Raw genomic sequence first — 23,716 nt, 5'->3', positions numbered from 1 at the left:
AAAGGATGGATTTCTCGGGCTTTTCGGTCGGGCGCACGCCCCGAAGTCTAGTGGCACCGTCTCGCCTCAAACAGGGTTGTTGACTTCCCGGCCTTCGCGTGCAACAATCGCAGGCTTCGCCTTCAAAAGGCGGAGCTTTCAGCCCAAAGCGGAAGTGCCCCGAGTGGTTCGGGGTATGGACGACGGGCCCAAGACTGACTGATTTGCCTCCCTCCTGGAGGCGCATCGGTACAAGTTGGGAATATCAAGAAATGATCCAAACTGAATCCCGGCTCGAAGTGGCCGACAACACGGGCGCGAAATCCGTCCTGTGTATCAAGGTGCTCGGTGGCTCCAAGCGGCGTTACGCCAGCGTGGGCGACGTCATCAAGGTCAGCATCAAGGAAGCCGCTCCGCGTGGTCGCGTCAAGAAGGGCGAGATCTACAGCGCAGTGGTGGTCCGCACCGCCAAGGGCATCCGTCGCGCCGACGGCTCGCTCGTGAAATTCGACGGCAACGCAGCAGTGTTGCTCAACGCCAAGCTGGAGCCCATCGGCACCCGCATCTTCGGACCGGTCACGCGCGAACTGCGCACCGAGAAGTTCATGAAGATCGTGTCGCTGGCACCCGAAGTTCTCTAAGGACACAACGCCATGAACAAGATTCGCAAGGGCGACCAGGTCATCGTGTTGGCCGGCCGCGACAAGGGCAAGCGGGGCACCGTCTCGCTGCGCAAGGATGACTCGCACGTGGTCATTGAAGGCATCAACCTCGTCAAGAAGCACACCAAGCCGAACCCCCTGAAGGGTACGACCGGTGGCATCGTCGAGAAGGCCATGCCGATTCACCAATCCAACGTGGCGATCTTCAACGCCGCGACCGGCAAGGCCGATCGCGTGGGCGTCAAGGTCACCCAGGATGCTGACGGCAAGCGCGTGGCTGTTCGCGTGTTCAAGTCGAGCGGCGAAGAAATCAAGTTCGCCTAAGAGGTACTCACATGGCACGTCTCCAACAACACTATCGCGAAAAGATCGCGAAAGACCTGACGGAAAAGTTCGGCTACACGTCGCCGATGCAGGTCCCGCGCCTCACCAAGATCACGCTCAACATGGGTGTGGGTGAAGCAGTCGCCGACAAGAAGGTCCTCGACAACGCCGTTGCCGACCTGACCAAGATCGCCGGCCAGAAGCCCGTGGTCACCAAGTCGAAGAAGGCCATCGCCGGCTTCAAGATCCGCGAAAACCAGCCGATCGGCTGCATGGTCACGCTGCGTGGCGTGCACATGTACGAATTCCTGGACCGCTTCGTGACCATCGCGCTGCCGCGCGTTCGCGACTTCCGTGGTATCTCCGGCCGTGCTTTCGATGGCCGTGGCAACTACAACATCGGCGTCAAGGAACAGATCATTTTCCCCGAGATCGAGTACGACAAGGTCGATGCCCTGCGCGGTCTCAATATCAGCATCACGACGACGGCCAAGACCGACGAAGAAGCCAAGGCGCTTCTCGCTGGCTTCCGTTTCCCGTTCAAGAACTGAGGTGACCTGTGGCTAAAGCATCTTTGATCCAGCGCGAACTCAAGCGCGACAAGCTGGTTGCCAAGTTCGCAGCGAAGCACGCCGAACTGAAGGCAGCCTCCAACGACCTGAAGAAGACCGAAGAAGAGCGCGCTGCTGCACGCCTGGCGCTGCAGAAGCTGCCGCGCAACGCGAACCCCACGCGTCAGCGCAACCGTTGCGAAATCACCGGTCGCCCCCGTGGCACCTTCCGTCAATTCGGTCTGGCCCGCGCCAAGATCCGCGAACTGGCTTTCAACGGCGACATCCCCGGTGTCACCAAGGCCAGCTGGTAAGCCAGGCAGGAGCAAACAACATGAGCATGAGTGATCCCATTGCCGACCTGCTGACGCGTATCCGCAACGCGCAGATGGTGGCGAAGCCCACTGTGTCGATCCCGTCTTCCAAGGTGAAGGCTGCGATTGCACAAGTCCTGAAGGACGAGGGCTACATCGACGGTTTCGAAGTCAAGACCGATGCCGGCAAGTCCGAGCTCGTCATCACGCTGAAGTACTACGCTGGCCGCCCGGTCATCGAACGTATCGAACGCGTGAGCCGCCCCGGCCTGCGCGTCTACAAGGCCAGCGCCGCCATCCCGCAAGTCCAGAACGGCCTCGGCGTTGCGATCGTCACGACCCCCAAGGGCGTGATGACCGATCGCAAGGCTCGCGCTACCGGTGTCGGCGGCGAAGTTCTGTGCTACGTCGCCTAACCGAGACATCGAGGAGTTACTGAAATGTCCCGAGTAGGAAAAATGCCGATCACCATCCCCGCAGGCGTGGATGTGTCGATCAAGGAAGACCAGATCAGCGTCAAGGGTTCGGGCGGCACGCTCAACCTGTCGCGCAACGCACTGGTCAACGTCGTCAGCAAGGACGGCAAGCTGAACTTCGAACCCGCCAATGATTCGCGTGAAGCGAACGCCATGAGCGGCACGATCCGCCAGCTGGTGAACAACATGGTGGTTGGCGTGACCAAGGGCTTCGAGAAGAAGCTCAACCTGATCGGCGTCGGCTACAAGGCCGCGGCGACCGGCGCCAAGCTGAACCTGCAAGTCGGTTACTCGCACCCGGTCAACATCGACATGCCGCAAGGCATCACGGTGGCCACCGCGACCCCGACCGAAATCGTGATCAAGGGTGCTGACCGTCAGCGCGTTGGTCAAATCGCTGCTGAGATCCGCGCTGTTCGTCCGCCAGAGCCCTACAAGGGCAAGGGCATCCGCTATGCGGACGAGAAGATCGTGATCAAAGAGACCAAGAAGAAGTAAGGGGCAGCAAAATGATGTTGACCAAAAAAGCACAGCGTCTTCGCCGCTCGCGCCAGACCCGCATTCGCATCGCGACGCAGGGCGTGGCCCGTCTGACGGTGAACCGCACCAACCTGCACATCTACGCCACCGTCATCTCCGGCGACGGCGCCAAGGTGATTGCAACCGCATCGACGGCAGAAGCCGAAGTGCGTACCTCGCTCGGCGGTTCGGGCAAGGGCGGCAATGCCGCAGCAGCCACCGCCGTCGGCAAGCGCATCGCTGAAAAGGCGAAGGCAGCCGGCATCGAGAAGGTCGCTTTCGACCGCGCAGGCTTTGCCTACCACGGCCGCGTCAAGGCGCTGGCCGAAGCCGCCCGCGAAGCCGGCCTGCAGTTCTAACCGGACACGAGATTCAAAATGGCAAAGATTCAGGCAAGAGCTCAGAACGAAGGCCCTGAGGACGGTTTGCGCGAGAAGATGATCGCGATCAACCGCGTCACCAAGGTGGTGAAGGGTGGTCGTATCCTCGGTTTCGCAGCACTCACCGTCGTCGGTGACGGCGATGGCCGCGTCGGCATGGGCAAGGGCAAGTCGAAGGAAGTGCCCGCTGCAGTGCAGAAGGCAATGGAAGAAGCGCGTCGCAACCTGCTGAAGGTTTCGATCAAGAACGGCACGCTGCACCACCAGGTGCAAGGCCATCATGGCGCTGCAACGGTGGTGATGTACCCGGCTCCCAAGGGTACCGGCATCATCGCCGGCGGCCCGATGCGCGCCGTGTTCGAAGTGATGGGTATCACCGACATCGTGGCCAAGAGCCATGGTTCGTCGAACCCCTACAACATGGTTCGCGCCACGCTCGACGGGTTGAAGAACTCGACGACGGCGGGCCAGGTGGCTGCCAAGCGCGGCCTCACCGTCGAAGAAATCTTCGCCTGAGCGCGAGCTCTCGCAAGGCTGAAGGAAGCATTCAAATGACGACGCAACAACAAACCCTCAAGGTGCAGCTGGTCAAGAGCCCGATCGGCACCAAGGAATCGCATCGCGCGACCGTGCGTGGCCTCGGCCTGCGCAAGCTCAACAGCGTGAGCGAACTGCAAGACACGCCCGCAGTGCGCGGCATGATCAACAAGATCAGTTATCTGGTCAAAGTTCTGTAAGAGAGACTGATATGGAACTCAATGGCATCAAGCCGGCGGATGGCGCCAAGCACGCCAAGCGCCGCGTTGGCCGCGGTATCGGCTCCGGCCTGGGCAAGACCTCGGGTCGCGGTCACAAGGGCCAGAAGTCGCGCGCAGGCGGTTTCCACAAGGTCGGCTTCGAAGGCGGTCAAATGCCGCTGCAGCGTCGCCTGCCGAAGCGTGGCTTCAAGTCGCACCTGCTGAAGTTCAACGCCGAAGTCACGTTGACCGCTCTCGAGCAGCTCGGCCTGGCCGAAGTGGACATCCTGGCGCTGAAGCAAGCCGGCCTCGTGGGCCAGCTCGCCAAGGTCGTCAAGGTCGTGAAGACCGGTGAGCTCACCAAGGCCGTCAAGCTGACGGGCGTGGGCGCAACGGCTGGCGCCAAGGCTGCTATCGAAGCCGCCGGCGGCAGCATCGCCTGATCATCATCGGACTGAAAGAAGTTCTTCGTGGCAACTAACGCGGCAACGATCGCAAAGACAGGCAAGTTCGGCGACCTCCGTCGTCGGCTCGTCTTCTTGCTGCTCGCGCTCGTGGTCTACCGGATTGGCGCGCACATCCCTGTGCCGGGCATCAACCCGGACCAGCTGGCTGCGCTGTTCCAGGGCCAGCAGGGCGGCATTCTGAGCCTGTTCAACATGTTCTCGGGCGGTGCGCTGTCGCGCTTCACCGTGTTCGCGTTGGGGATCATGCCGTACATCTCGGCGTCGATCATCATGCAGCTGATGACCTACGTGCTTCCGACCTTCGAGCAATTGAAGAAGGAAGGCGAGGCCGGCCGCCGCAAGATCACGCAGTACACGCGCTATGGCGCGCTGGGCCTGGCCCTGTTCCAGTCGTTCAGCATCGCGGTGGCTCTCGAGTCGTCGGCCGGCCTGGTCATCTCGCCCGGTTTCGGCTTCCGCCTGACCGCCATGGTGAGCCTGACGGCAGGTTCGATGTTCCTGATGTGGCTCGGCGAGCAGATCACCGAACGCGGTCTCGGCAACGGCATCTCGATCCTGATCTTCGCGGGTATCGCGGCCGGTCTGCCCAACGCCATCGGCGGTCTGCTGGAGCTGGTGCGTACCGGCGCTATGAACGTGATCGTCGCGCTCTTCATCGTCGCCGTGGTGGTGCTGGTCACCTACTTCGTGGTGTTCGTGGAACGTGGCCAGCGCAAGATCCTCGTGAACTATGCGCGGCGCCAGGTCGGCAACAAGGTGTATGGCGGCCAGTCGTCGCACCTGCCGCTGAAGCTGAACATGGCTGGCGTGATCCCTCCGATCTTCGCTTCGTCGATCATCCTGCTGCCGGCAACGGTGGTCGGCTGGTTCAGCACCGGCGAAGGTGGCTTCCGCTGGATCAAGGACGTGGCCAGCGCGCTGCGCCCCGGCGAACCGATCTACGTGCTGCTGTATGCCGCTGCGATCGTTTTCTTCTGCTTCTTCTACACGGCACTCGTGTTCAACAGCAAGGAAACGGCCGACAACCTGAAGAAGAGTGGTGCATTCATTCCTGGCATCCGCCCGGGTGACCAGACCGCTCGCTACATCGACAAGATTCTGGTTCGCCTGACGCTGGCTGGCGCGGTGTACATCACCTTCGTCTGCCTGCTGCCAGAGTTCCTGATCCTGAAGTACAACGTGCCGTTCTACTTCGGTGGTACCTCCCTGCTGATCATCGTGGTCGTCACGATGGACTTCATGGCCCAGGTGCAAAACTACATGATGTCCCAGCAGTACGAATCGCTGCTGAAGAAGGCTAACTTCAAGACATCGTAGGGCTGTGTTTCAGTATTGAGTCCGGGCGGTAGACCGCCACGTTAAACAGTTTTAGGAGAGTGAAATGAGAGTTTCGGCTTCGGTCAAAACCATCTGCCGTAATTGCAAGGTCATCCGCCGCAAGGGTGTGGTGCGCGTGATCTGCACCGACCCGCGCCACAAGCAGCGCCAGGGTTGATTGAAGAGTATTAGAGGACGCACATGGCACGTATTGCTGGCATCAACATCCCGCCGCACAAGCACGCTGAAATCGGCCTGACCGCCATCTTCGGCATCGGTCGCACCCGCGCCCGTCAGATCTGCGAAGCGAGCGGCATCGAGTATTCGAAGAAGATCAAGGATCTGACCGACGCCGATCTCGAGAAGATTCGCGACCAGATCGCACTGTTCACGATCGAAGGCGACCTGCGTCGCGAGACGACGATGAACATCAAGCGCCTGATGGACATCGGCTGCTACCGCGGCTTCCGTCACCGTCGCGGCCTGCCGATGCGCGGCCAGCGCACGCGCACCAACGCCCGCACCCGCAAGGGTCCGCGCAAGGCTGCGCAGTCCCTGAAGAAATAAGGATAGAACAGCATGGCTAAAGCACCTGCAAACAACGCCGCACAGCGCGTTCGCAAGAAGGTTCGCAAGAACGTCGCGGACGGTATCGCTCACGTGCACGCTTCGTTCAACAACACCATCATCACGATCACCGATCGCCAGGGCAACGCCCTGTCGTGGGCTTCGTCGGGTGGCCAGGGCTTCAAGGGCTCGCGCAAGTCGACCCCGTTCGCTGCGCAGGTCGCTTCGGAAGTTGCCGGCCGTGCTGCTGTCGAACAAGGCATCAAGAACCTCGACGTCGAGATCAAGGGCCCCGGCCCCGGTCGCGAATCGTCGGTGCGCGCACTGGCTGCGCTCGGCATCCGGATCAATTCCATTGCCGACGTGACGCCCGTTCCGCACAACGGCTGCCGTCCCCAGAAGCGTCGCCGCATCTGATCGTCAGTCCGCAAGGCGCAGCCGGCTTTGAATAGCGGCTGCGCGTTTGTTTTTTTACTAAGCCCACCGCCATCGGCATGCTGCCGACGGCTCCCGTAGGCAACTGCGGCAGATGACACAAAGGAAAAATCGTGGCACGTTACCTCGGCCCCAAGGCCAAACTTTCCCGCCGTGAAGGCACCGACCTGTTCCTGAAGAGCGCCCGCCGTTCGATCCAGGACAAGGCCAAGTTCGACTCCAAGCCCGGCCAGCATGGCCGCACCTCGGGTCAGCGCACCTCCGACTACGGCCTGCAGCTGCGCGAGAAGCAGAAGGTCAAGCGCATGTACGGCGTGCTCGAGAAGCAATTCCGCCGCTACTTCGAGGAAGCCGACCGCCGTCGTGGCAACACGGGCGCCAACCTGCTGTTCATTCTCGAATCGCGCCTGGACAACGTCGTTTACCGCATGGGCTTCGGCTCGACCCGCGCCGAAGCGCGCCAGCTGGTGTCGCACAAGGCGATCACGGTGAACGGTCAGTCGGTCAACATCCCGTCGTACCTGGTCAAGACCGGTGACGTGATCGCCGTGCGCGACAAGTCGAAGAAGCAGACCCGCGTTGTCGAAGCGCTGCAACTCGCCCAGCAAGTCGGTATTCCGGCATGGGTCGACGTGAACGCCGACAAGGCCGAAGGCACGTTCAAGAAGGTGCCCGATCGCGACGAATTCGCAGCCGACATCAACGAATCGCTGATCGTCGAACTGTATTCGCGTTGATTTTTTCTACCCGCCTGCGCTTCCACGCGCCGGCGGGAGATTGTTTTTGTTGTTCACGTTCCTGCTCCGCGCTTCGTCGCGGCTCAGGTGCTTCACCAGCCTTACCGGTGTAACGAGCCGGGGGTATTGAGAGGAAGTCTGCATGCAAACCACCCTGCTGAAACCCAAGACCATCCAGGTCGAGCAACTTGCCGCCAACAAGGCCAAGGTGACGCTCGAGCCTTTCGAGCGCGGCTATGGCCACACGCTCGGCAACGCGCTGCGTCGCGTTCTGCTGTCGTCCATGGTGGGCTACTCGGCCACCGAAGTCACGATCGCTGGCGTTCTGCATGAGTACTCGTCGATCGACGGCGTGCAGGAAGATGTCGTCAACATCCTGCTGAACCTCAAGGGCGTGGTGTTCAAGCTCCACAACCGCGACGAAGTCACGCTGAGCCTGCGCAAGGACGGCGAAGGTCCGGTCCTGGCTTCGGACATCCAGACCCCGCACGACGTCGAGATCATCAACCCCGACCACGTGATCGCCCACCTGTCGCAAGGCGGCAAGCTCGACATGCAGATCAAGGTCGAGAAGGGCCGCGGCTACGTGCCCGGCACGATGCGCCGCTACGCGGACGAGCCGACCAAGTCGATCGGCCGCATCGTCCTCGACGCCTCGTTCTCGCCCGTCAAGCGCGTGAGCTACACCGTCGAGAGCGCCCGCGTGGAGCAGCGCACCGACCTGGACAAGCTGCTGGTCGAGATCGAAACCAACGGTGCGATCACCGCCGAAGACGCTGTGCGCGCATCGGCTAAAATCCTGGTCGAGCAGCTCGCCGTGTTCGCGCAGCTCGAAGGCGGCGAACTCGCTGCGTTCGACGCTCCGGCTCCGCGCAGCGCACAGCAGTTCGATCCGATCCTGCTGCGTCCTGTCGACGAACTCGAACTGACGGTGCGTTCGGCCAACTGCCTGAAGGCCGAAAACATCTACTACATCGGTGACCTGATCCAGCGCACCGAGAACGAGCTGCTCAAGACCCCGAACCTGGGTCGCAAGTCGCTCAACGAAATCAAGGAAGTGCTTGCCTCGCGCGGCCTGACCTTGGGCATGAAGCTCGAAAGCTGGCCGCCGGCCGGCCTCGACAAGCGTTGATTATTTGAATTTTTGAAAGAGGCCCCTGAAAAGGGCCAGTGCACCGGGCAGTACCTGACACGGCTGCCTGTTTTTATAAAGTAAAGGAAAGCACCATGCGTCACGGACACGGACTCCGCAAACTCAACCGCACCAGCTCGCACCGCCTCGCGATGCTGCAGAACATGATGAATTCGCTCATCGAGCACGAAGTCATCAAGACCACGGTCCCCAAGGCCAAGGAACTGCGCCGCGTCATCGAGCCGATGATCACCCTGGCCAAGAAGCCCACCGTTGCCAACAAGCGCCTGGCCTTCGACCGCCTGCGCAGCCGCGACAGCGTCGTCAAGCTCTTCGGCGAACTCGGCCCGCGTTTCGCCGCGCGTCCGGGTGGCTACACCCGCATCCTGAAGATGGGTTTCCGCGTGGGCGACAATGCCCCAATGGCGCTCGTCGAACTGGTTGATCGTCCTGAAATTAAAGAAGACGCAGCCGAGCAAAACGCTGCTGAATAAGCTATAATCTAAGTCTGCCGCGCGATGGAGCAGCCTGGTAGCTCGTTGGGCTCATAACCCAAAGGTCGCAAGTTCAAATCTTGCTCGCGCAACCAAATTAAAAAGGCCCTTTGAGAAATCAAAGGGCCTTTTTCTTTTTCGCTTTTCTGTCGCTCTTCTTTGCCGATCAACTGCCACGAAAGGCAAAAGGAATCGCAAAAAGAAATGCCCTCGCAATGAGGGCATTCCTGTTTTTGGGCCGGCGATGAGGCTCAGTCCGGTACGACCGCTGTGACCTCGATTTCGACCTTCGCCCGGTGCTCCACCAGCGCCGCCACCTGCACGCAGGTCATGGCCGGGAAGTTGCGGCCCATCGCGTCGCGGTAAACCGGGCCGAGTTCGCCCAGCCGCCGGCTGTATTCGTCACGGTCCGTCACGTACCAGGTCATGCGGACCATGTGTTCGGGACCTGCGCCGCCTGCGCGTAGCACCTCGACGATGTTGCGCAGCGCCTGGCCGCACTGGTCGATGAAGTCGTCCGACTCGAACTGCTGTTGTGCATTCCAGCCGATCTGGCCGCCGATGAACAGCATCGTTCCGCGAGCGGCGACGCCGTTCGCATAGCCTTTGGGAGGCAGCCAGCCTTCGGGTTGCAGGAGTTTGTTGATCATGATGTCGTCGTGTTGGGTTGTCTCAGTTTGAATCGCTGGAGCTTGCCGGTTTCGGTGCGCGGCAGCGCCGGCACGAACTCGATCTCCCTCGGGTATTTGAACGGCGCGATGGTCGCCTTCACGTGGTCCTGCAGCACCTTCACGAGGGCGGCATTGCCTTCGTTGCCCGGCTTGAGGACGCAGAACGCCTTCACGATCATGCCCCGCTCCGGATCGGGCTTGCCGATCACGCCGCACTCGGCCACCGCGGGGTGCTTGAGCAGCGCGTCCTCGACCTCCGGCCCGCCGACGTTGTAGCCGGCGGTGATGATCATGTCGTCGGCGCGCGCCTGGTAGAAGAAATAGCCGTCGTCGTCCTGCACGAACGAGTCGCCCGGATAGTTCCAGCCGTTCTTCACGTAATCGGTCTGCCGTGCGTCGTCGAGATAGCGGCAGCCCACGGGCCCCTGCAGCGCGAGCTTGCCGACCGTGCCGCGCGGCACTTCGTTGCCCTGGTTGTCCACCACCTTCGCGGTGAAGCCCGGCACGACCTTTCCGACCGCGCCACGGCGCACGTCGGCGCCGGCAGCCGAGATGTAGATGTGGAAGACCTCGGTGCCGCCGATGCCGTCGAGCATCTCGATGCCGGAGGCTTCCTTCCACAGCTGCCGCGTGGCATCGGGCAGGGCTTCGCCGGCGCTCACGCTGATGCGAAGCGTGGGCATGCCGTGCTGCTTCACGAACGGCGCCATCTGGCGATAGAACGTGGGCGCCGTGTAGCAGATGGTCGCGCCGACCTCGTTGATGAGCTTCACCAGCCCCTCGGGCGTGAAAGGCGCATCGGGGAAGTAGACGGAGGCGCCGGCCCACATCGGAAACACCAGCAAGCCGCCGAGCCCGAAGGTGAAGGCCAGCGGCGGCGAGCCCACCACGATGTCGTCGCTGCGCGCGCGCAGCACGTGGCGCGGCCAGGTCTGGCACATCGCGAGCACGTCGCGGTGCGTGGTGACGGGCGCCTTCGGCTTGCCCGTGGTGCCCGAGGTGAAAGCCAGCAGCGCGATGTCGTCCGACGCCGTGGGGCAGGCCTGGAATACGCCGCTCTTCTTCCCTGCGCGCGCCGAGAGCGAGTCGTCGGCATCGGGCTTGTTGAATGCCACCACCGTGGCAAGCACCGGATGCTCGCGCTGCGCGATCGCCAACTCGTCGAGCAGCCGCCCGTCGCACAGCGCGGCCACGGGCTGGGCCTTCTCGATGATGTCGCCCAACTCCTTCGCGCGCAGCAGCGGCATCGTCGCCACGGCGATCAGCCCGGCCTTCACCACCGCGAGCCACGCGAGCGCCATCGCCACCGAATTGCCGCCGCGCAGCAGCACGCGGTTGCCCGGCACCAGCTTGAGATCCTCGACCAGCACCTGCGCGATGCGATTGACCTCGACGGCCGCCTGCGCATAGGTCAGCGTGCCCTGCGGCGAGCGCAGCATCGGCTTGTCGCCGAAGCCCTTCGCTGCGGCCTTGTCGAGCAGTTCCTCGACCAGGTTGAGCTGGTCGGGCAGCTGCAGCTCGGGCAGGTCGTAGCGAAAGACGGGCAGCTGTGCCGCGGGCGGCAAGCGGTCGTGAACGAAGCGGTCGACTTGGGCAGACACGGTGTTTATCCCCGTAGAACGGATTTGCCGATGATCAGTTGTTGAACTTCCGTCGCGCCCTCGTAGATGCGCAGCGAGCGGATGTCGCGGTAGAGGCTTTCAACCTTCGTGCCAACCTTCACGCCGAGGCCGCCGTGCATCTGCAGCGCCATGTCGATCACGCGGCTCGCGTTCTCGGTGGCGCACATCTTGGCCATGGCCGCGGCGGCCGACACGTCGCCCACTGCCGGTGCACCGCGTCGCTCGGCGTCGTCGCGCATCCATGCGGCGCGGTAGGTGAGCAGCGCTGCGCCGTCGATCAGCGCGGCCATCTCGCCGAGCTTCGCCTGCGTGAGCTGGAAGTCCGCCAGCGTCTGGCCGAACATGCGGCGCTTCTTCGAATGAGCGATCGCTTCCGCCAGCGCGCGCCGGCCCATGCCGAGCGCCGCCCCGGCCACCGAGGCGCGGAAGATGTCGAGCGTGCGCATCGCGAGCTTGAAGCCGCCGTTGAGTTCGCCCAGTTGCGCGGCGCGCGGCACGACACAGTTCTCGAAGCGCAGCGTGGCCAGCGGGTGGGGCGCCATCACGTCGATGTGCTCGGAGGTGTCGAGGCCCGGCGTCTTCGCATCGACGATGAAAGCCGTGATGCCGCGCGTGCCGCCCGCCGGGTCGGTCTTCGCGAACACGCAGTAGAAGTCGGCGATGCCGCCGTTGCTGATCCAGGTCTTCTCGCCGTCGAGCTTCCAGCCGTCGGTGGTCGCTTCGGCGCGCATCGCCATCGCGCCCACGTCGGAGCCGGCTTCGGGCTCGCTGAGCGCGAAGGCCGCGATCCTGCTGCCCTTGGCCACGGCGGTCAGGTAGTCGGTGTGCTGCTGCGGCGTGCCCGCGAGCGTGATCGCGCCGCTGCCCAGACCCTGCATCGCGAAGGCGAAGTCGGCGAGCGGCGAGTGGTAGGCGAGCGTCTCGCGCAGCAGCACGAGGGCGCGCGAATCGAGCCGCTCCAGCGCGCCGCCGGAGCTGCCCGGCACGCAGTAGCGCAGCCAGCCGCCGGCGCCGAGGCGCTGGACCCAGTCGCGGCAGGCCGCGCGGTCGTCGTGCTCGTCGACTTGCTGCGCGTCGGCCCAGGGCAGCAGGCCGTCGGCCAGCGCGCGGTGCGCGTCGTCGAAGAAGGGCAGCGCGAGGTGCGCCGTCGAAGGTGGTGCGGGAGCCTTGGTCAACATCGCGTCAGTCCCCGCCGAAGACCGGCTTGCGCTTGGCCGCGAAGGCTTCGTAGGCGCGCTTGAAGTCCTCGGTCTGCATGCAGATGGCTTGTGCCTGCGCTTCGGCTTCGATGGCCTGGTCGATGGTCATCGACCATTCCTGCGACAGCATCGTCTTCGTCATGCCGTGCGCGAAGGTCGGGCCTTCGGCCAGGTCGCGCGCGACCTTGGTCGCAGCCTCGAGCAGCGCATCGCTTTCATGCAGTGCGTTGAAGAAGCCCCAGGAATGGCCTTCCTGCGCCGTCATCGCGCGGCCGGTGAAGAGCAGTTCCGACGCACGGCCCTGGCCGATCACGCGCGGCAGCAGGGCGCACGCGCCCATGTCCGCACCGGCGAGGCCCACGCGCGTGAAGAGGAAAGCGGTGCGCGTGGCGGGCGAGCCGTAGCGCAGGTCGCAGGCCAGAGCGATCATCGCGCCGGCACCCGCGCACACGCCGTCGATCGCGCCGACGATGGGCTGCGGGCACGCGCGCATCGCCTTCACCAGGTCGCCCGTCATGCGCGTGAACTCCAGCAGCTCGGGCATGCGCATGCCGGTCAGCGGGCCGATGATCTCGTGCACGTCGCCGCCGGAGCAGAAGTTGCCGCCCGCGCCGGTCACGACGATCGTCTTCACGTCGGTGGCGTAGACCAGCGCGCGGAACAGGTCGCGCAGCTCGCCGTACGAGTCGAAGGTCAGCGGGTTCTTGCGGTCGGGCCGGTTCAGCGTGATGGTGCCCACGCCGGCCTCGAAGCTCCATGCGAAGTGCTCCGCCTTGTAGGCCGCCTTGGGTTCGAATTGGGCGCGCATGGGATTGCCCGCGCCGATGTAGTGCTTCATTCGGTCTCCGCCATCAGTAGTTGGTTGTGCGAGTGCTGCTTGACCTTGCCCAGCAGCTTGTGCAGTTGCGCGATCTCCTTGGCGCTGAGGCCCGCGAAGGCCTCGACGATCCAGTCCTCGTGCTGCTGCGCCATTTCATTGAAGAGCTTGCGCCCGCGCGGCGTGAGGCGCACGCGCCATGCGCGGCGGTCGCCCTCGACGTTGATGCGCTCCACCAGCCCCTCGGACACGAGCTGGTCGGTGATGCCGGTCACGTTGCCGCCCGTCACCATCATGCGGCGCGAGAGCTCGTTCATCTTGAGGCCCTCGGGCGAACGCTCGAGCTGCGACATCAGGTCGAAGCGCGGCAGCGTGGTGGCGAACTGGGAGCGCAGCTCGTTGCGCACCTGCTTCTCGATCAGCTGGGTGCAGGTGAGCAGCCGGAGCCACAGCCGCAGCGCCTCCGGGTGTTCGCTGTGTGCGCGCGCTTCGAGGTCCATGTCAGTGCGTCTCCTCGCTGTTCTGCGCGGCCATCGCGGCATTGGCGGCGGCCGTGAGCTGTTGCTGCTTGGCGATCTCGCGGTACATCTGGTCGCGCCCGCTCAGGTACTGCACGGGCCACTCGACGTCGCGGCTCTGCAGCTTGGCGGCTTCGTGCAGCGTCCATGCGGGGTCGGCCAGGTGCGGGCGCGCGATGGCGCACAGGTCGGCGCGGCCCGCCGCGATGATGCTGTTGGCCTGGTCTGCGTCGGTAATGGCGCCCACCGCGATGGTCGAGATGCCGACCTCATTGCGGATGCGGTCGGAGAACGGCGTCTGGTACATGCGGCCGTACACCGGCTTGGCGGCGCGCGTGGTCTGGCCGGACGACACGTCGATGAAGTCGGCGCCGGCCTCCTTGAAGAGGCGCGCGACCACGATGGCGTCGGCGTCGGTGTTGCCGCCGGGCGCCCAGTCGTGCGCCGAGATGCGCACGCTCATCGGCCTGTCGGCGGGCCACGCGGCGCGCATGGCGCGGAACACTTCGAGCGGATAGCGGCAGCGCGCCTCGATGTCGCCGCCGTACTCGTCGGTGCGCAAATTGGTGAGCGGGCTGATGAAGGCCGACAGCAGGTAGCCGTGCGCGCAGTGCAGCTCGAGCCAGTCGAAGCCGCATTCGGCGGCGCGGCGGGTCGAGTCGACGAACTGGTCGCGCAGCGTGTCCATCTCGGCGCGCGAGATGGCGGCGGGCAGCTGGTTCTGTTCGCCGTAGGGCAGCGCGCTCGCGGCCAGCAGCGGCCAGTTGCCGCTTTCGAGCGGTTCGTCTGTGCCTTCCCAGCCGACGCGGGTCGAGCCCTTGGGGCCGCTGTGGCCGAGCTGCATGGCGATCTTCGCACTCGACTGCGTGTGCACGAAATCGACGATGCGCTTGAAGGCGGCCTGCTGCGCGTCGTTGTAGAGGCCCGTGCAGCCGGGTGTGATGCGGCCTTCGGGCGTCGGGCTCGTCATTTCGACGAACACCATGGCCGCGCCGCCGAGCGCGCGTGCGCCCAGGTGCACCAAAAGGAAGTCTTGCGGCATGCCGTCGACCGCGCTGTAGGTGGCCATGGGCGACACCAGGATGCGGTTCTTCAGCGTGAGCCCGCGCACCTTCAGCGGCATGAGCATCGGCGGCATCGCCTTGCCGCCTGCGAGCCACTGCTCGTAGCCGCTGAGCCATTGCGTGTCGCGCAGGCGCAGGTTCTCGTGGCTGATGCGCTGCGAGCGGGTGAGCAGCGAGTACGCGAACTGCTCGATCTGCATGCCGGTGTAGCGCGGCACGTTCTCGAACCATTCGGTGGAGTTGCGCGCGGCGTTCTGGATCTTCAGCACCTCGACGCTGCGGCGCGCCTCGTAGCCTTCGAGCACGTGGTCGACCGTGCCGCCCTGCGCGAACTCGTTGGCCAGGTCGATCGCGTCCTCCAGCGCCAGTTTGGTGCCCGAGCCGATCGAGAAGTGTGCCGTGTGCGCCGCGTCGCCCATCAGCACCACGGGCACGGAGCGGCCCTCGACGTCGATGCGGTGCGTCCAGCGCTCGCACACCACGCGCGGAAAGCGGATCCAGTTGGCCGAGCCGCGCAGGTGCGTGGCGTTGCTGATGAGCGAGTGGCCGCCGAGGTACCTGGCGAAGAGCTTCTCGCAGAAGGCGATGGCCTCGGGCTGCTCCATCTGGTCGAGGCCGTGGGCCTTCCAGACGGCCTCGGGCGTCTCGACGATGAAGGTCGAGGTCTTGTCGTCGAACTGGTAGGCGTGCGCCTGGAACCAGCCGTGCTCGGTCTGCTCGAAGGCGAAGGTGAAGGCGTCGAAGGTCTGGTGCGTGCCCAGCCACACGAAGCGGCAGTTGCGCAGGTCGATGTCGGGCCTGAACACGTCGGCGTAGCGCTGGCGGATGCGGCTGTTGAGGCCGTCGCTGGCGATCACCAGGTCGGCCTTGTACCTGGCGGCAATCGCCTGGTCGTCGGCGACGTCGGTCTCGAACACCAGCTCGACGCCCAGTTCGAGGCAGCGCTCCTGCAGGATGTTGAGCAGCCGCTTGCGGCCGATGCCGCAGAAGCCGTGGCCGCCGGAGCGCACCTGGCTGCCCTTGAAGAAGACCTGGATGTCGTCCCAGTGGTGGAACTCGTTGCCGATGAGCGCCGCGGTCGGCGCGTCGGCCGCGCGCAGGTTGGCGAGCGTCTGGTCGCTCAGCACCACGCCCCAGCCGAAGGTGTCGAAGGGGCGGTTGCGCTCCACCACGGTGACCTGCAGCGACGGGTTGCGCGCCTTCATCAACAGGGCGAAGTACAGGCCTGCCGGCCCGCCGCCGATGCACAGGATGCGTTGGAGATCCGAGGCGGGAGCGAACTTGGACGGGTCGAGGCTGTTCATGGCTAAATAGTTTAGACATAAACAATCCAATGTCAATCCGGGTTCTCGCCGGCCCGAAGCCGCCGCAGATCGCGGCTTGCGCCGACACGGGAAGTCATGCAAAAGCTTGGAAAAATCAATACCATGGCTCCATGCAACACTTGATACCCAAGATCGAGTCGCAGCTGGCGTCGCTGCCTGTCCCCATCGCGCTCGAGCTGCCGGATGGCCGGCGCGTCGCACAGGCCGGAGCCCGCGTCACCCTGGCCTTCAAGGAATGGACGGTGCTCGCCAAGCTGGCGGCGCGGCAGGTGGGGGCCATCGGCGAGGCCTACGTCGAGGGCAAGGTGCAGATCGAAGGCGCCATGCGCGACCTGATCGACGCCACGGTCGGCATGCTCCCCGGCAACCCGGCGGAGACCGACACCGGCTGGTGGAGCCGCCTGCAGCGCCGGGCCAAGTCGCACGGCTCGCACTCGCTGCGCAAGGACGCAGCGCAGATCGAGTTCCACTACGACGTTTCCGACGACTTCTACGCGCTGTGGCTCGACCCGCGCCGCGTGTATTCATGCGCCTACTTCCGCACGCCCGAGCTCACGCTGGCGCAGGCGCAGGAAGCCAAGCTCGACCACATCTGCCGCAAGCTGATGCTGCAGCCTGGCGAGCGCTACCTCGACATCGGCTCCGGCTGGGGCGCGCTGCTGCTCTGGGCGGCCGAGCACTACGGCGTGGACGCCACCGGCATCACGCTGTCGAGGAACCAGCACGCGCACGTGCAGCGGCTCATCGAGGAAAAGGGCCTGCAGGGCCGGGTGCGCGTCGAGCTGCGCGACTACCGCGAAGTGCCCACCGACAAGCCCTTCGACAAGATTTCCTCCGTCGGCATGTTCGAGCACGTGGGGGCGGCCAACATGCCGACCTACTTCCGCAAGATCCATTCGCTGCTCAAGCCCGGCGGCCTGGTGATGAACCACGGCATCACCTCCGGCGAGCTCAACTACCGCCAGCTCGGCGCCGGCATGGGCGACTTCATCGAGAAATACATTTTCCCCGGCGGCGAGCTGCTGCACGTGACGCACGTGCTGCGCGAGACCGCCGCGGCCGGCCTGGAGATGGTCGACACCGAGAGCCTGCGGCCGCACTACGCGCGCACGCTCTGGGCCTGGTCGGACGCGCTGGAGTCGCAGCTCGACGCCGCGCGGGAAGTGCTGCAACGAAGCGGCGGCCGCCAGAAAGAGAACGCGGAACGCATCCTGCGCGCCTATCGCCTCTACCTCGCGGGCTCGGCAATGAGCTTCGAGCAGGGCTGGATCTCGCTGCACCAGATGCTTTCCACCCGGCCCGACGGGAAGGTCGAACACGGCGTCCTTCGCGGCGCGCAATCGGTGTACCCTTTTGCACGTGACTACATCTATAACAAGTGAGTGAGAACAACACCATGCTCTATCGATTCCAGTCCCGGGCCGCTCCCGATTTCGTGATGCTCGAAGTGCATGCCCGCCAACTGCTCGAGATCGTCGGCAAGTCCGCCGCCCCGCAGGGCATCATCACCGTCGAACAGATCCCCGGCGCCATCGCGGCCCTCGAAGCCGCCCTGGCGCGCGAGGCCTCCAACGCCCACAACAACGACGACTACGCCGTCGAAGGCCACGCCAACGAGGCCGAGAAGCAGCACGTCGGCCTGCACCAGCGCGCCGTCCCGCTGCTGCACATGCTCAAGGACTCCCTGGCCGAAAAGAAGGACGTGACCTGGAAGACCTGATCACCAAAGATCAGCCGCCCCCGCCCTTTCGTGAAACACCACGGATCCGGCTCTGCCGGTCCGTAGGTGTTGCCCCCTGCAAGGGGGTTGGCGAAGCGACACGAAGTGCGCGCAGCCTGGGGGTTAGTCCACCTTTGCGCCGGAGTCCTTGACCACCTTCGCCCACTTCACATGCTCGCTCGCAATGAGCTTCGTGAAGTCCGCAGGCGAATTCCCGCTCGGGATCGCGCCCTGCGCGAGCATCTTCTCCTTCATGGCCGGCGTGCCCAGCGCCTTGGCCACTTCCTGCTGGATGCGGTTCACGGTCTCCGGTGAGGTGCCCGCCGGCGCCAGCAGCCCGAACCACGAGCTCGCCTCGTAGCCCTTGAGCGAGGGGCCGCCCACTTCAGCCACTGTCGGAATGTCCGGCAGGGCCGGCGAACGCTGCGCGCTCGTCACCGCCAGTGCGGTGAGCTTGCCGGCCTTGATCTGCGCCATCGACGAGGGCAGGTTGTCGAACATCACGTCGGCATTCCCGCCCACCATGTCCAGCAGCGCCGGGCCCGAGCCCTTGTACGGGATGTGCGCCATGAAGGTGCCCGTCATGCTTTTGAACAGCTCGCCAGCCAAGTGGATCGAGGTGCCGCTGCCGCTGGAGGCCATGTTCAGCTTGCCGGGGTTGGCCTTGGCGTACTTGATGAAGTCCTGCACGTTGTGGATGTTCAGCGACTTTGCTTTTTCTGCGTTCATCTCCATCACGTTCGGCACGGCGGCCACCAGGGTGATCGGCGCGAAGTCCTTGATCGGGTCGAAGGGCAGCTTGGGGTACAGCGCGCGGTTGATGCCGTGCGTGCCCACCGTGCCCATCAGCAGCGTGTAGCCGTCGTTCGGCGCGCGCGCCACGATCTCGGCGCCCACGTTGCCGCCGGCGCCCGCGCGGTTGTCCACGATGAACTGCTGGCCGAAGGCCTTCGAAAGCTCGGGCGCCACGGCGCGCGCCAGGATGTCGGTGGTGCCGCCGGCCGCGAAGGGCACGACGATGCGCACTGTCTTGGTCGGCCAGGTGGCCTGGGCCCACGAGGGCGCGGTGATGAGGGTCAGCGCGGCGGCAACGGATGCGGCCAGCGCGGTGCGGCGATTCAGGGAGAAAGAGAAAGTCTGATTGGTCATGCGCGCGTTTGTACAGGCGCACGCCCCGGCCGTCGCGGGTGAAAACCCCGTGGCTGCGTGAGGGAGTTCGCAGCGCGCAGTTCGCGGCGCCTCAGGCCACCTGCATCCGCTGCGCGAACCGCTCCTCGCGGAAGCGCTCCAGCACGAAATCGATGAACACCCGCGTCTTCGGCGGCAGCAGCTTCTTGCTCGGGTAGTAGAGCCACACCGCCCCCGCCTCCTGGTACCAGTCGGGCACCAGCCGTAGCAGTTCGCCGCTGCGCAGCCCGCGCTCCACGAAGGGCAGGGGCAGCATCGCCACGCCCAGCCCCATCAGCGCGGCATGCGCGATCGCCTCGGGGTCGTTGAAGATGGCGCGCGGCCGCGGAAGCTCGACGCTGACCTCGCCTTCGCCTTCGCCTCCGCCTCCGCCTCCGCCCGCGCCGCGCACGCGCCGCAGCGTCCAGCTGCGCACGCGCCCGGTGGGCGACGAGCGGCGCATCAGCGTGTCGAGCGCCGCCAGGTCCGACGGATGCCCGGGCGGCTTGCGCCCCTCCATGTACGCGGGCGAGGCCACCGCCACCACGTGGATGCGCGCCAGCTCGCGCGCCACCAGCCCGGCCGGCAGCTCGATGCCGCCGCCGATGGCCGCGTCGAAGCCTTCGCCCACCAGGTCGACCTGCTGGTTGTCGAAGTGCCAGTCGGGCACGATGGCCGGGTAGCGCGCGAGGAACCCGCCCATCAGCGGCAGCACGTGCTCGCGCCCGAAGGCCTGGCCCATGCTGACCTTCAGCGTGCCCGAGGGCTGGCCGTCGTCGGTGTCGACGCCCGCCACCGCCTCGCGCAGCGTGGCCAGCGCACCGCCGATCTGCGCGAGGAAGCGCTCGCCGCCCTCGGTCAGCTTCAGGCTGCGCGTGCTGCGCTGGAACAGCCGCAGGCCCAGCCGCGCCTCCAGACGCGCCACGTTCTTGCTGACGGCGGCCGGCGTCAGGCCCAGGCGCCGTGCGGCCTCGGAGAAGCTGCCGCCCTCCGCGCTCTGCACGAAGGATTCGAGGTGGTTGAGCGGTTCCATGACGGCATTGTCGGTCTCATCTTCAACTGTTGGTTGAATTTGATTGGATGGATTGATGGCTACCGGAGACGGAATGAAAGGCTCAGACTGAGGCCTTCTTCCTCCACTTCAACGGAAAAATCATGGCCTCCGACACCGCTTCCTCCTCGTCCTCCTCTTCTTCTGCTTCCCCCGTCCTGGCCGGCAAGGTCGCCTTCGTCACCGGCGGCTCGCGCGGCATCGGCGCGGCCATCGTGCGCCGCCTGGCACGCGACGGCGCCGCCGTGGCCTTCAGCTACGCCGCCTCGGCAGCCCCCGCCGACGAACTGGTGCGCAGCATCCAGTCCGAAGGCGGCCGCGCCCTCGCGCTGAAGATCGACAGCGCCGACGCCGCGGCCCTCACCGCCGGCATCGACGAAGCCGCCCGCACCTTCGGCAGGATCGACATCCTCGTGAACAACGCCGGCGTGTTCCTCGGCGGCACCCTCGACGAGTTCTCGCTCGAAGATTTCGACAAGACGCTGGCCATCAACGTGCGCGCCGTCTTCGTCGCGGCCAAGGCGGCCTCGCGCCACATGGGCGAGGGCGGCCGCATCATCAACATCGGCAGCACCAATGCCGAGCGCATGCCCTGGCCCGGCGGCAGCGCCTACGCGATGAGCAAGTCGGCGCTGGTCGGCCTGGTGCAGGGCCTGTCGCGCGACCTCGGCCCGCGCGGCATCACCGTCAACAACGTGCAGCCCGGCCCGGTCAACACCGACATGAACCCCGTCGACGGCCCCAACGCCGCGTCGATGCACGGTCTGATGGCGCTGGCCCGCCACGCCCGCCCGGAAGAGATCGCCGGCATGGTCGGCTATCTCGCCAGCCCCGAAGCCGGCTTCGTGACGGGTGCGAGCCTCAACATCGACGGCGGCTTCGCGGCGTGACTTGGTTCGCCCCCAGGCTGCGCGCACTTCGTGTCGCTTCGCCAACCCCCTTCCGGGGGCAACACCAGCGGCCCGGCAAAGCCGGTTCCGCGGTGTTTCTGGAATGGGGCGTGCCTTGCTCGGGAGGTCAGGGGCCGCTGCGCTGCACGGCCTCGATGAGCTTGTCGAGCGTGGCGTCGAGCTGGGCCAGTTCGGCGGCATCGATGCCGCCAAACAGCGCGACTTCGCGTTCGCGGCCGAGGGCGCCGACCGTCTCTTGCAGCGCCTTGCCGGCGGCGGTGAGGTAGAGCCGGCTGCTGCGCCGGTCGGTCGGGTCGTCGTGGCGCTGCACGCGCTTGTGGCGCAGCAGGCCGGCGAGGGCGCGGCTCACCGCCATCTTGTCGAGGCCGGTCTGGTCGGCCACCTGCGTGGCGTTGAGGCCGGGCTGCGCTGCTAGCACCGCCATCGTGCGCCACTCGTTGAGCGTGAGCCGGTGCTCGCGGCCCACGCGCTCGTGAAAGGGCCGGGCCGTGAGGTTCACGACCCTCACCAGCTTGAAGAAGAGCGGGTCCATGGCCGGTCGATCGTGCTTCAGCCGGCGAGCCTTTTCGCCGCGGCCACGATCGCTTCCGTGCCGACGCGCGACTGCGCCTCCAGCACCGGCGCGTAGCCGACCGGAATGCGCGGCGCGCCCAGTCGCGCCACGCGGCAGCCGGTGGCTTCCGCCGCGCTGGCCGCGATCTCCGCGCCGAAGCCTGCGGCCTGCACCGCCTCGTGCACCACGAGCAGCCGGCCGGTGCGCGCGCACGAGGACAGCACCGTCTCGCGGTCCCACGGCCACAGCGTGCGCAGGTCGATCAGGTCCACCGCGATGCCCTCGGCGGCCAGCACATCGCACGCTGCCGCGCAGGCCTGCATCTGCCGGCTCCAGCTCACCAGCGTGAGCGCATCGCCCTCGCGCACGCGCGCCGCCTTGCCCAGTGGCACGGCGATGGTTTCGTCGACCTCGCCGCGCGCGCCCCACAGTGTCTTGTGCTCGATGTAGACCACCGGGTCGCCGCACTGCAGCGCTGCGCGCAGCAGGCCGTGGTTGTCCTGCGGCGTCGAGGGGCACACCACCACCACGCCCGGCAGGTGCGCGAACCAGGCTTCGAGCGACTGCGAATGCTGCGCCGCCGACGCGTCCCAGATGCCGCCGGGCATGCGCGCCACCAGCGGCACGCGGCCCTGGCCGCCGAACATGAAGCGGTTCTTGGCGGCCTGGTTCACCAGCTCGTCCATGCCGCACAGCGCGAAGTCGACCACGCGCATCTCGACCATCGGACGCAAGCCCGCGAGCGCCATGCCCACGCCGGCGCCCATGATCGCCGCCTCGCTGATCGGCGTGTCGATCACGCGACCTTCGCCGAAGCGCTGCTGCAGCCCCTTGTACTGGCCGAAGATGCCGCCGCGGCCCACGTCCTCGCCGAGCACCACCACGCGCGGGTCGGCTTCCATTTCGCGCTGCAGGGCGAGCAGGGCGGCTTCCGAATAGCTCAGTTCGTGCTTCATCGCCACTGGCCCTCCCCGACGGTCTGCACGTCGGTGAAGGCGGCGGCCGGCTCGGGCCACGGGGCCGCATCGGCGACCGCGAGGGCGGTGTCGACCTCGTCGCGCGCGGCGTTCTCGATGGCGTCGAGCGTCGCGGCGGCGACGCCGGCCGAAAGCAGATGGCCGCGCGCCCGTGCGATCGGATCGGTCTCGAGCGCAGCGGCCAGCTCGGCCGGATCGCGGTACGCCGCGACGTCCACCGACACATGCCCCTTCACGCGATAGGTCAGCGCATGCAGCAGGCGCGGCCCGCCGCCGGCGCGCACTTCGGCCACCAGCCTCGCGGCGGCCGCGTGCACCGCGAACACGTCGTTGCCGTCGACCTGCGTGGACGCGATGCCGAGCGACTCTGCGCGCGCCGAGGCGCCTTCGCCGGCCGTCATCGGTCCGCTCGCGGTGGTCGCGCTCCAGCGGTTGTCCTCGCAGACGAAGAGCACCGGAAGCTCGTACACCCGCGCCCAGTTCAGCGCCTCGAGGAAGGGGCCGCGGTTGATCGCGCCGTCGCCGAAGAAGCAGACGGTGATGTCGTCGCCCTTGTTCAGTAGCTTCTGCGCGTGCGCCGCGCCCACCGCGATCGGCAGCCCCGCCGCCACCACGCCGTTGGCGCCCAGCATGCCGACCGAGAAGTCCGCAATGTGCATCGAGCCGCCCTTGCCGCCGTTGAAGCCGGTGGCCTTGCCGAACAACTCGCACATCATCCGCGCGAGGTCGGCGCCCTTGGCCAGCGTGTGGCCGTGGCCGCGGTGAGTGGAAGTGAGGTAGTCGCTCGCGCGCAGGTGGGCGCAGACGCCGGCCGGCACCGCCTCCTGCCCCGTCGACAGGTGCAACGGTCCGCGCACCTTGGCCGCGCCCGCCGCCTGCTGGCCGTAGGCACTCACGCCACCCTGGCTGGCGGTCTCCGCCGCGTTCTCGAAGGCCCGTATCCGCACCATGACGCGGTACAGGGCCACACCCGCGCCGTGCGCGCCGCCGCTGGAAATGCTCGAGTCCATCTTGTCTCCGACGCCCTTGG

Annotated in this window: 31 protein-coding genes and 1 tRNA gene; 21 read left to right on the top strand and 11 right to left on the bottom strand. The window is 65.9% G+C overall.

The features are described 5' to 3' along the window. Window positions 1–251 precede the first annotated feature (251 nt). The 18 genes from rplN to FHT32_RS13510 all read left to right on the top strand — a co-directional run bounded on the left by rplN (window position 252) and on the right by FHT32_RS13510 (window position 9,186). A complete protein-coding gene (gene rplN / locus FHT32_RS13595) occupies window positions 252–620 on the top strand; it encodes a 50S ribosomal protein L14 (RefSeq protein ID WP_009124801.1) in 369 nt (122 codons plus the stop codon). 12 nt (window positions 621–632) lie between these two features. After that, window positions 633–965, top strand: a complete 333-nt coding sequence (gene rplX, locus FHT32_RS13590; RefSeq protein WP_093196099.1) for a 50S ribosomal protein L24 — start codon at window positions 633–635, stop codon at window positions 963–965. Between the two features lie 11 nt (window positions 966–976). Next, the gene (rplE, locus tag FHT32_RS13585; RefSeq protein ID WP_093196100.1) at window positions 977–1,516 is read left to right on the top strand and encodes a 50S ribosomal protein L5; all 540 of its coding nucleotides are present in this window, start codon (window positions 977–979) and stop codon (window positions 1,514–1,516) included. 8 nt (window positions 1,517–1,524) lie between these two features. Beyond that, window positions 1,525–1,830 carry a 30S ribosomal protein S14 gene (rpsN, locus tag FHT32_RS13580; protein ID WP_019653969.1) on the top strand — a complete coding sequence of 102 codons (306 nt, stop codon included), beginning with the start codon at window positions 1,525–1,527 and terminating at the stop codon, window positions 1,828–1,830. Between the two features lie 20 nt (window positions 1,831–1,850). After that, window positions 1,851–2,246 (top strand): 30S ribosomal protein S8, encoded by a 396-nt coding sequence (gene rpsH / locus FHT32_RS13575; RefSeq protein WP_176665150.1) that lies wholly within the window; start codon window positions 1,851–1,853, stop codon window positions 2,244–2,246. Between the two features lie 24 nt (window positions 2,247–2,270). Continuing rightward, window positions 2,271–2,804, top strand: coding sequence for a 50S ribosomal protein L6 (gene rplF / locus FHT32_RS13570; RefSeq protein WP_176665149.1), 534 nt, complete (start codon window positions 2,271–2,273; stop codon window positions 2,802–2,804). Window positions 2,805–2,818: 14 nt separating this feature from the next. Beyond that, entirely contained in the window at window positions 2,819–3,184 is a 366-nt protein-coding gene (gene rplR, locus FHT32_RS13565; protein ID WP_026346312.1) for a 50S ribosomal protein L18, read from the top strand. An 18-nt stretch (window positions 3,185–3,202) separates the two neighbouring features. Beyond that, window positions 3,203–3,721 carry a 30S ribosomal protein S5 gene (rpsE, locus tag FHT32_RS13560; RefSeq protein WP_176665148.1) on the top strand — a complete coding sequence of 173 codons (519 nt, stop codon included), beginning with the start codon at window positions 3,203–3,205 and terminating at the stop codon, window positions 3,719–3,721. 35 nt (window positions 3,722–3,756) lie between these two features. Continuing rightward, the gene (rpmD, locus tag FHT32_RS13555) at window positions 3,757–3,942 is read left to right on the top strand and encodes a 50S ribosomal protein L30 (RefSeq protein WP_009124818.1); all 186 of its coding nucleotides are present in this window, start codon (window positions 3,757–3,759) and stop codon (window positions 3,940–3,942) included. An 11-nt stretch (window positions 3,943–3,953) separates the two neighbouring features. Further along, window positions 3,954–4,385 (top strand): 50S ribosomal protein L15, encoded by a 432-nt coding sequence (rplO, locus tag FHT32_RS13550; RefSeq protein ID WP_019653975.1) that lies wholly within the window; start codon window positions 3,954–3,956, stop codon window positions 4,383–4,385. 27 nt (window positions 4,386–4,412) lie between these two features. Beyond that, window positions 4,413–5,726, top strand: a complete 1,314-nt coding sequence (secY, locus tag FHT32_RS13545) for a preprotein translocase subunit SecY (RefSeq protein ID WP_176665147.1) — start codon at window positions 4,413–4,415, stop codon at window positions 5,724–5,726. Between the two features lie 64 nt (window positions 5,727–5,790). Next, window positions 5,791–5,904, top strand: coding sequence for a 50S ribosomal protein L36 (rpmJ, locus tag FHT32_RS13540; RefSeq protein ID WP_013544106.1), 114 nt, complete (start codon window positions 5,791–5,793; stop codon window positions 5,902–5,904). Window positions 5,905–5,927: 23 nt separating this feature from the next. Then, window positions 5,928–6,293 (top strand): 30S ribosomal protein S13, encoded by a 366-nt coding sequence (gene rpsM / locus FHT32_RS13535; protein ID WP_013544105.1) that lies wholly within the window; start codon window positions 5,928–5,930, stop codon window positions 6,291–6,293. A gap of 12 nt (window positions 6,294–6,305) precedes the next feature. Further along, window positions 6,306–6,710: a 30S ribosomal protein S11 gene (gene rpsK, locus FHT32_RS13530; RefSeq protein ID WP_009124825.1), complete on the top strand. Its 405-nt coding sequence runs from the start codon at window positions 6,306–6,308 to the stop codon at window positions 6,708–6,710. Window positions 6,711–6,841: 131 nt separating this feature from the next. Beyond that, window positions 6,842–7,465, top strand: coding sequence for a 30S ribosomal protein S4 (gene rpsD, locus FHT32_RS13525; protein ID WP_093196104.1), 624 nt, complete (start codon window positions 6,842–6,844; stop codon window positions 7,463–7,465). A 142-nt stretch (window positions 7,466–7,607) separates the two neighbouring features. Then, entirely contained in the window at window positions 7,608–8,597 is a 990-nt protein-coding gene (gene rpoA / locus FHT32_RS13520; protein WP_009124827.1) for a DNA-directed RNA polymerase subunit alpha, read from the top strand. 95 nt (window positions 8,598–8,692) lie between these two features. After that, window positions 8,693–9,091 (top strand): 50S ribosomal protein L17, encoded by a 399-nt coding sequence (gene rplQ / locus FHT32_RS13515; protein ID WP_176665146.1) that lies wholly within the window; start codon window positions 8,693–8,695, stop codon window positions 9,089–9,091. 18 nt (window positions 9,092–9,109) lie between these two features. Next, window positions 9,110–9,186 (top strand) — tRNA-Met (locus tag FHT32_RS13510). 156 nt (window positions 9,187–9,342) lie between these two features. On the opposite strand, the gene FHT32_RS13505 is transcribed toward FHT32_RS13510, so the two are convergent. Genes FHT32_RS13505 through FHT32_RS13480 form a run of 6 tightly spaced genes read right to left on the bottom strand, consistent with a single transcriptional unit; the run spans window position 9,343 to window position 16,286 of the window. Then, window positions 9,343–9,741, bottom strand: a complete 399-nt coding sequence (locus FHT32_RS13505) for a RidA family protein (RefSeq protein ID WP_176665145.1) — start codon at window positions 9,739–9,741, stop codon at window positions 9,343–9,345. After that, window positions 9,738–11,363: an AMP-binding protein gene (locus tag FHT32_RS13500; protein ID WP_176665144.1), complete on the bottom strand. Its 1,626-nt coding sequence runs from the start codon at window positions 11,361–11,363 to the stop codon at window positions 9,738–9,740. Before FHT32_RS13500 ends, FHT32_RS13505 begins: the two co-directional genes overlap by 4 nt. 5 nt (window positions 11,364–11,368) lie before the next feature. Beyond that, window positions 11,369–12,562 (bottom strand): acyl-CoA dehydrogenase family protein, encoded by a 1,194-nt coding sequence (locus FHT32_RS13495; RefSeq protein ID WP_176665143.1) that lies wholly within the window; start codon window positions 12,560–12,562, stop codon window positions 11,369–11,371. A gap of 4 nt (window positions 12,563–12,566) precedes the next feature. Continuing rightward, entirely contained in the window at window positions 12,567–13,421 is an 855-nt protein-coding gene (locus FHT32_RS13490; protein WP_176665142.1) for an enoyl-CoA hydratase family protein, read from the bottom strand. Further along, window positions 13,418–13,900, bottom strand: coding sequence for a MarR family winged helix-turn-helix transcriptional regulator (locus FHT32_RS13485; RefSeq protein ID WP_126183779.1), 483 nt, complete (start codon window positions 13,898–13,900; stop codon window positions 13,418–13,420). The genes FHT32_RS13490 and FHT32_RS13485 overlap by 4 nt, the downstream gene beginning before the upstream one ends. A gap of 1 nt (window position 13,901) precedes the next feature. After that, complete coding sequence (locus FHT32_RS13480) at window positions 13,902–16,286, bottom strand: bifunctional salicylyl-CoA 5-hydroxylase/oxidoreductase (protein WP_176665141.1); 2,385 nt, start codon at window positions 16,284–16,286, stop codon at window positions 13,902–13,904. Window positions 16,287–16,417: 131 nt separating this feature from the next. On the opposite strand from FHT32_RS13480, the gene FHT32_RS13475 reads away from it, so the two are divergent. Further along, complete coding sequence (locus FHT32_RS13475; RefSeq protein ID WP_176665140.1) at window positions 16,418–17,689, top strand: cyclopropane-fatty-acyl-phospholipid synthase family protein; 1,272 nt, start codon at window positions 16,418–16,420, stop codon at window positions 17,687–17,689. A 14-nt stretch (window positions 17,690–17,703) separates the two neighbouring features. Further along, window positions 17,704–18,027 (top strand): DUF1840 domain-containing protein, encoded by a 324-nt coding sequence (locus FHT32_RS13470; protein ID WP_176665139.1) that lies wholly within the window; start codon window positions 17,704–17,706, stop codon window positions 18,025–18,027. Between the two features lie 123 nt (window positions 18,028–18,150). Here FHT32_RS13470 and FHT32_RS13465 read toward each other — a convergent pair whose 3' ends face one another. Together FHT32_RS13465 and FHT32_RS13460 are read right to left on the bottom strand one after the other, a co-directional pair. Then, window positions 18,151–19,176, bottom strand: a complete 1,026-nt coding sequence (locus FHT32_RS13465; RefSeq protein WP_176665138.1) for a tripartite tricarboxylate transporter substrate binding protein — start codon at window positions 19,174–19,176, stop codon at window positions 18,151–18,153. 91 nt (window positions 19,177–19,267) lie between these two features. Next, complete coding sequence (locus FHT32_RS13460; RefSeq protein WP_176665137.1) at window positions 19,268–20,227, bottom strand: LysR family transcriptional regulator; 960 nt, start codon at window positions 20,225–20,227, stop codon at window positions 19,268–19,270. A 122-nt stretch (window positions 20,228–20,349) separates the two neighbouring features. Between FHT32_RS13460 and FHT32_RS13455 the strand changes: the two genes are divergently transcribed. After that, entirely contained in the window at window positions 20,350–21,135 is a 786-nt protein-coding gene (locus FHT32_RS13455) for an SDR family oxidoreductase (protein WP_176665136.1), read from the top strand. A 127-nt stretch (window positions 21,136–21,262) separates the two neighbouring features. On the opposite strand, the gene FHT32_RS13450 is transcribed toward FHT32_RS13455, so the two are convergent. From FHT32_RS13450 to FHT32_RS13440, 3 genes are read right to left on the bottom strand one after another with little or no spacing between them, the layout of a single operon-like run. Further along, window positions 21,263–21,688, bottom strand: coding sequence for a MarR family winged helix-turn-helix transcriptional regulator (locus FHT32_RS13450; RefSeq protein WP_176665135.1), 426 nt, complete (start codon window positions 21,686–21,688; stop codon window positions 21,263–21,265). 17 nt (window positions 21,689–21,705) lie between these two features. Further along, on the bottom strand, window positions 21,706–22,665 hold the full coding sequence (locus FHT32_RS13445) for an alpha-ketoacid dehydrogenase subunit beta (protein ID WP_176665134.1): 960 nt from the start codon (window positions 22,663–22,665) through the stop codon (window positions 21,706–21,708). Continuing rightward, window positions 22,662–23,696, bottom strand: coding sequence for a thiamine pyrophosphate-dependent dehydrogenase E1 component subunit alpha (locus tag FHT32_RS13440; protein WP_176665133.1), 1,035 nt, complete (start codon window positions 23,694–23,696; stop codon window positions 22,662–22,664). The genes FHT32_RS13445 and FHT32_RS13440 overlap by 4 nt, the downstream gene beginning before the upstream one ends. Between the last annotated feature and the right edge of the window lie 20 nt (window positions 23,697–23,716).

The organism is Variovorax sp. SG517 (assembly GCF_013376045.1).
Classification (GTDB): domain Bacteria; phylum Pseudomonadota; class Gammaproteobacteria; order Burkholderiales; family Burkholderiaceae_C; genus Variovorax.
This window is presented reverse-complemented; position numbering and strand designations above follow the sequence as displayed.